Source organism: Methylobacterium sp. WL18 (assembly GCF_008040015.1).
GTDB lineage: Bacteria > Pseudomonadota > Alphaproteobacteria > Rhizobiales > Beijerinckiaceae > Methylobacterium > Methylobacterium mesophilicum.
In genome coordinates this window covers 1-5,406 of sequence record NZ_VRVD01000308.1, presented here as the reverse complement: position 1 = coordinate 5,406, position 5,406 = coordinate 1, and the positions used below count along the sequence as shown (strand labels likewise).

Here is a 5,406-nt window from a genome sequence, read left to right as displayed (position 1 = left end):
GCCAGGGTCACGATCTCGGCGCCCTGCGGCCGGGCCGCGTGCCGGTCCGGCGGGTTCGCCGAGGCGACGATCGCCGCGAGGCTGAGCTTAGGCGGCTTGGACATGGCGGCCCGTCCTCAGCGACTGCGTGCGGCGCTCGATCCAGGACCAGAGCCGGCGGACCTCTCCGGCGGCCTGGCCCTTGGGGTTGAACTCGGTGACGCCCTGGCCGAGGCCGATCGCGTCCTGGTGGTCGGTGCGGGCGACGATGTTCACGTCCGGCAGGATGCCGAGCACCGCCAGCCCGTCGGCCGCGTCCCGGACCCGGTAGGAGCGGGGCGGGGTCTGGTTCAGCACGAAGGCGAACTTCTTCTCCAGCCGGTAGACCGCCGCCAGCGTCGGCTTGAACGCCCGCAGGTCGGCCGGCGTCGGCCGGCACGGGATGATGCACAGGTCCGCCGCGCGGATGGCCGAGAGCGTGCCGGTGGAATCGACCCCCGGCGTATCGATGAACACGTAGTCGTAGGCCGAGTCGCGCAGGCGCTCCATTACGGCGTCGATCTGCGTCGCGTCGATCTGGGCGACCTCGGGACCGTCGGCGGTGCGGTGGTCGAGCCAATCCGAGATCGTGGCCTGGCGATCCATCTCCAGGATGCAGACCGTGTGGCCAGCCTCGCGGGCGGCGACCGCCAAAGAGATGCACAGCGTGCTCTTGCCGCTGCCGCCCTTCTGCGTGACGAAGGTGATGGCTTTCATCCTGGGCATCCTCCAGAAGGCCCCGCGCATCCGCCGGAAGCGCCGGCATTCACGAATGCCGCGCCCTCGTCGGGCAACCTCAGGTGCGCAATCACGGGCTGCCGCGATCCTGTGACCCAAGGATGTCGAGCGGCACGGTGCGTCCGACATGGTTAATGAGCCGTTAAGATCCCCTGCCGCCAGCATGCGACCGGACCGGCCAGGTTGTCGGGCTGTCCGACGCAATCTAAACCTCAGGTTAATATCTATGCTGTCTGCTTCCTGAACGGCCTTTTCAGCCGCTGTAGGATGCCGTAGCGTCTAGGTCGCCAGCGCCGGAGCTGCGATGGATTTTATTACCTCAGGTTTAGCGGCGTTCGAAATCCCGCCGAGGAATGGCATGGCCGACGCCCCGATCCCGCAATCCGTCCTGGACGCCTCCGGCGTGGTCGGGACGTGGGTCCACGATCATTGGGCTGATCGGCTGGCGCTCTCGGGCTCCTTGGCGGGTCTGCTCGGCCTCGACCCGGTGGCGGCCGCCACGGGGGTGTCCCTCGCGGCGTTCCTCGACCGCACCCATCCGGAGGACCGCATCCGGATCGAGAGCTACCTGCACGCGGTGTCGGAGTCCGGCGGCACCCTGGAGGCGGAGTTCCGCACCCGCGACACCCGCAGCGGCGTGCGTACCCTGCTGATGCGCGGCCGGATCGACCGCGACCCCTCGGGTCGCACGCTCCAGGGCCGCGGCATCGCCATCGACCGGACCGAGGTGCAGGCGGCCAACCTCATGCAGAGCGAGCGGGTGGTGAACCGGATGGCCGAGCACGTCATCGCCCTGCGCGACCTCGCCCACGTCCTGCAGCGGCCGGCGCTGGTCGAGCGGATCGAGCGCCTGATGATCGAGATCGGCTTCGAACTCGCCCGGTTCCTGCCGGAGCCCGAGGACGAGCCGCGCCACTGAGCGCATCGTACCGAACGGTGGTTTTCGGCGTTCGGCCGGAGACGATGCCCGATCCGAGCCCCCGCGCATCCGCGACGTGCGATTGATCGCGCCCACGCCCCCAAGCTACGGTCCCGGCAAGACTTTGCCGGGAGGATTCCGATGGCCCGCGACACGATCTACGACCGCGATCTCGACCGTGTGCCGGCCAACCACCAGCCGCTGACCCCCCTGCTCTATCTCGACCGGGCGGCGCGGGTGTTTCCCGACCAGGTCGCGGTGGTCCACGGCCCGCTGCGGCGTTCGTACCGGGACCTCTACGCCCGCGCCCGGCGCCTGGCCTCGGCGCTGGCGCGGCGCGGGCTCGGCCGCGGCGATACCGTGGCGGCCTTCCTGGCCAACACCCCCGAAATGGTCGAGTGCCATTACGGCGTGCCGATGACCGGGGCGGTGCTCAACACCCTCAACACCCGCCTCGACGCCGCCGCGATCCGGTTCTGCCTGGAGCACGGCGAGGCCAAGGTGCTGATCACCGACCGCGAGTTCTCGAAGACCGCCGCGGCGGCCCTGGAGGGCCTGGCGACGAAACCGTTCGTCATCGACGTCGACGACCCGGACTACGACGGCCCCGGCGCACGCCTCGGCGAGACCGACTACGAGGCGTTCCTGGCGGGCGGGGACCCGGAGCACGACTGGGCGCTGCCCGACGACGAGTGGGACGCGATCACGCTGAACTATACCTCGGGCACCACCGGCGACCCGAAGGGCGTGGTCTACCACCACCGGGGCGCGGCGCTGCTGGCGCTCGGCAACGTCATCACCGGGGGGCTCGGGCAGCACCCGGTCTATCTCTGGACGCTGCCGATGTTCCACTGCAACGGCTGGTGCTTCCCCTGGACCCTGTCGATCGTGGCCGGCACCCATGTCTGCCTGCGCCAGGTCCGCGCGGAGGCGATGTACCGGCTGATGGCCGAGCACGGGGTCACGCATCTCTGCGGCGCGCCGATCGTGATGCAGATGCTGATCAACGCCCCCGATGCCGAGCGCCGGGACCTGCCCCGGCGGGTGGCGTTCTTCACCGCCGCCGCACCGCCGCCCGAGGCGATCCTGGCCGGCATGTCGGAGGCCGGGTTCGACGTGACCCACCTGTACGGCCTGACCGAGAGCTACGGCCCCGCCGTGGTCAACGCCTGGAACGAGGATTGGGACGCGCTCGCGGCCGACCAGCGGGCGGCCAAGAAGGCCCGCCAGGGCGTGCGCTACCCGGTCCTGGAGGCGCTCGACGTGCGCGACCCGGACACGCTGGTGCCGGTGCCCGCAGACGGCACGACGATCGGCGAGGTGATGATGCGCGGCAACGTGGTGATGCGCGGCTACCTCAAGAACCCGGCGGCCACGCAGGCCGCCTTCAAGGGCGGCTGGTTCCGCACCGGCGACCTTGGGGTGAAGCACCCGGACGGCTACATCCAGCTCAAGGACCGCTCGAAGGACATCATCATCTCGGGGGGCGAGAACATCTCGTCGATCGAGGTGGAGGACGCGCTGTTCAAGCATCCGGCGGTGTCGGCCGCCGCGGTGGTGGCCAAGCCCGACGCGAAATGGGGCGAGACGCCCTGCGCCTTCGTGGAGCTGAAGCCGGGCGCCTCGCCCAGCGCCGACGAACTGATCCAGTGGTGCCGCGGGCGGCTGGCCGCCTACAAGCTGCCCCGTCACGTGATCTTCGGCGAGCTGCCGAAGACCTCCACGGGTAAGGTCCAGAAATTCATCCTGCGCGAGCGGGCCCGCCAGGACGAGGCCTGAGGACTCCGTATCAGGCCTGCGGGGGCTGCCGAGGCTCCGCGCGGGCCGGGACGCGCACGGGTTTGGCGGCTCGTAGATCGGACGCGACCTGGGCGATGAAGGCCTGGATCGACACGAGGCTGAACAGGGCGATCGAGGCGACCAGGGCTGCGGAAACCAGGATCTTGGCGGTAGCGGGGTCCACGGCGTGACGTCCTCAGCTCATCTCGCCGCGGGCTGCCCGGGCGAGGGGCGCCGATCCCGGCGCCTACGATGACAGGAAGGTGGGCGCGCGGGCGGGGTTTCACCAGCGTTGCAGTGGTGGACCTGGCATGCGTGTGGGTTCGGGCTCTCGGGCCCGGGGCCGGCTCCTGCGTCAACCGGAGGTGCTGGCCGTACGCCCCGATTCCCGCAATAAGCCCGCGCGATGCGACGCGCATCCGGGGAGAGACGTATGGCCGGTAACGGGATCGCAGCAGGGATCGCGGGCGGCATTCTGGGCGCGCTGCTGGCCGTTCAGGGCGCGATCCTGGCCGCGCTGCCGGTGCGGGCCGAGGAGCCCGCCGCCGAGCCGGTCACCCGGGCGAGCTATTTCTATATCGGCGGGCGGTATCAGAAGCTCGGCGACAAGACCGTGATGGTCGGCCAGATGTTCGTGCAGGCGCGCGCGCCGGCCAAGATCACCCAGCCCTACCCGGTGGTGATGGTCCACGGGCTCGCCCAGACCGGCGTGAACTTCCTCGCCACCGCGGACGGCCGGCCGGGCTGGGTGCAGCGCTTCGTCGAGAAGGGCTATCAGGTCTACGTGGTCGATCAGGTCGGACGCGGGCGCTCGGGCACCAACCCGGAGGTCTACGGCCCCTACGACCGGCTCGGCACCCGCACCCTCGAGAAGACCTACACGGCGCCGGAGGTCTACGACCTGTTCCCGCAGGCCAAGCTCCACACGCAATGGCCGGGCGGCACCGGCGTGCAGGGCAATGCCGGGTTCGACCAGTTCTTCGCCAGTCAGGTCCCGTTCCTGGCCAACAGCCAGCAGACCGAGGAACTCGTCGCCCCGGCCCTGGTGGCGCTCCTGGAGAAGGTCGGGCCGGCGATCCTGCTCACCCACGGCCAGGGCGCCCTGTTCGGCTGGGCGGCCTCGGATGCGCGGCCCGACCTGGTGAAGGCCCATGTCACCGTGGAGCCGAACGGGCCGCCCTTCTTCGACGTGCAGTTCCGCGGCGGCAAGGAGTTCTGGGAGAAGTCCGGGGACGGCCGCGCCCGCGCCTACGGGTTGACCCGCATGCCCCTGACCTTCGACCCGCCGGTCAAGGCGCCGGAGGATCTGATCGTGGCGCAGCAGGCGAAAGGATCCGATGCCAAGGCGGCGGAGGGCCAGATCCGCTGCTGGCTGCAGGCCGAGCCGGCCCGGACCCTGCCGAACCTCGCCAAGGTGCCGGCCGCAGTCGTGACCGCCGAGGCCTCGTTCCACGCCACCTACGATGCCTGCACGGTCGCGTTCCTGGCCCAGGCCGGCGCCAAGCCCGACGCGATCCGGCTGGCCGAGCGCGGTCTGCACGGCAACGGCCACATGGTGATGCTGGAGACCAACAGCGACGCCGTGGCGGATGCCGTGGCGGCCTGGATCGCGGGCCGCGTGAAGTAGCGCCTCGGGACCGGGCGCCGCGGTCCGTCCCGCTGCGTCCACAGGCATTTCCGCCGCGTCGTTCGCGACAGCGCCCTCCCCGCTGTGGCGGCCCGTCCATCGCTGCGTGTTGAAACCGCAACAGCGCTCGCCTTCCGCGCGCGACCCGCTTGCAGCCGAGCCTGGCGGCCCGTACTGCAAGTAGCAGAAACCTCAATAATAACAGCAGTTTATCACAATTCTAAAGAGCGGGGCAGCCCCGCCGGGCCCCGTCCCGGCGCATGCGGGCGGCTGCCCGGAGCGTCGTGCAGGGCCCAGTCAGATGCGAGTCGTTCACCCCCATCCC

Annotated in this window: 5 protein-coding genes; 3 read left to right on the top strand and 2 right to left on the bottom strand. The window is 70.3% G+C overall.

Annotated elements, in window-relative coordinates:
• Positions 1-87: 87 nt before the first annotated feature.
• Positions 88-735 carry a ParA family protein gene (locus FV228_RS19140; protein WP_147856072.1) on the bottom strand — a complete coding sequence of 216 codons (648 nt, stop codon included), beginning with the start codon at positions 733-735 and terminating at the stop codon, positions 88-90.
• A gap of 379 nt (positions 736-1,114) precedes the next feature.
• On the opposite strand from FV228_RS19140, the gene FV228_RS19135 reads away from it, so the two are divergent.
• Positions 1,115-1,675, top strand: a complete 561-nt coding sequence (locus FV228_RS19135; RefSeq protein ID WP_147856071.1) for a PAS domain-containing protein — start codon at positions 1,115-1,117, stop codon at positions 1,673-1,675.
• A gap of 141 nt (positions 1,676-1,816) precedes the next feature.
• On the top strand, positions 1,817-3,454 hold the full coding sequence (locus FV228_RS19130; RefSeq protein ID WP_147856070.1) for an acyl-CoA synthetase: 1,638 nt from the start codon (positions 1,817-1,819) through the stop codon (positions 3,452-3,454).
• Positions 3,455-3,464: 10 nt separating this feature from the next.
• On the opposite strand, the gene FV228_RS33205 is transcribed toward FV228_RS19130, so the two are convergent.
• Entirely contained in the window at positions 3,465-3,638 is a 174-nt protein-coding gene (locus tag FV228_RS33205; RefSeq protein ID WP_187277814.1) for a hypothetical protein, read from the bottom strand.
• A gap of 249 nt (positions 3,639-3,887) precedes the next feature.
• On the opposite strand from FV228_RS33205, the gene FV228_RS19125 reads away from it, so the two are divergent.
• Entirely contained in the window at positions 3,888-5,081 is a 1,194-nt protein-coding gene (locus FV228_RS19125) for an alpha/beta hydrolase (RefSeq protein WP_147856069.1), read from the top strand.
• Positions 5,082-5,406: the final 325 nt, after the last annotated feature.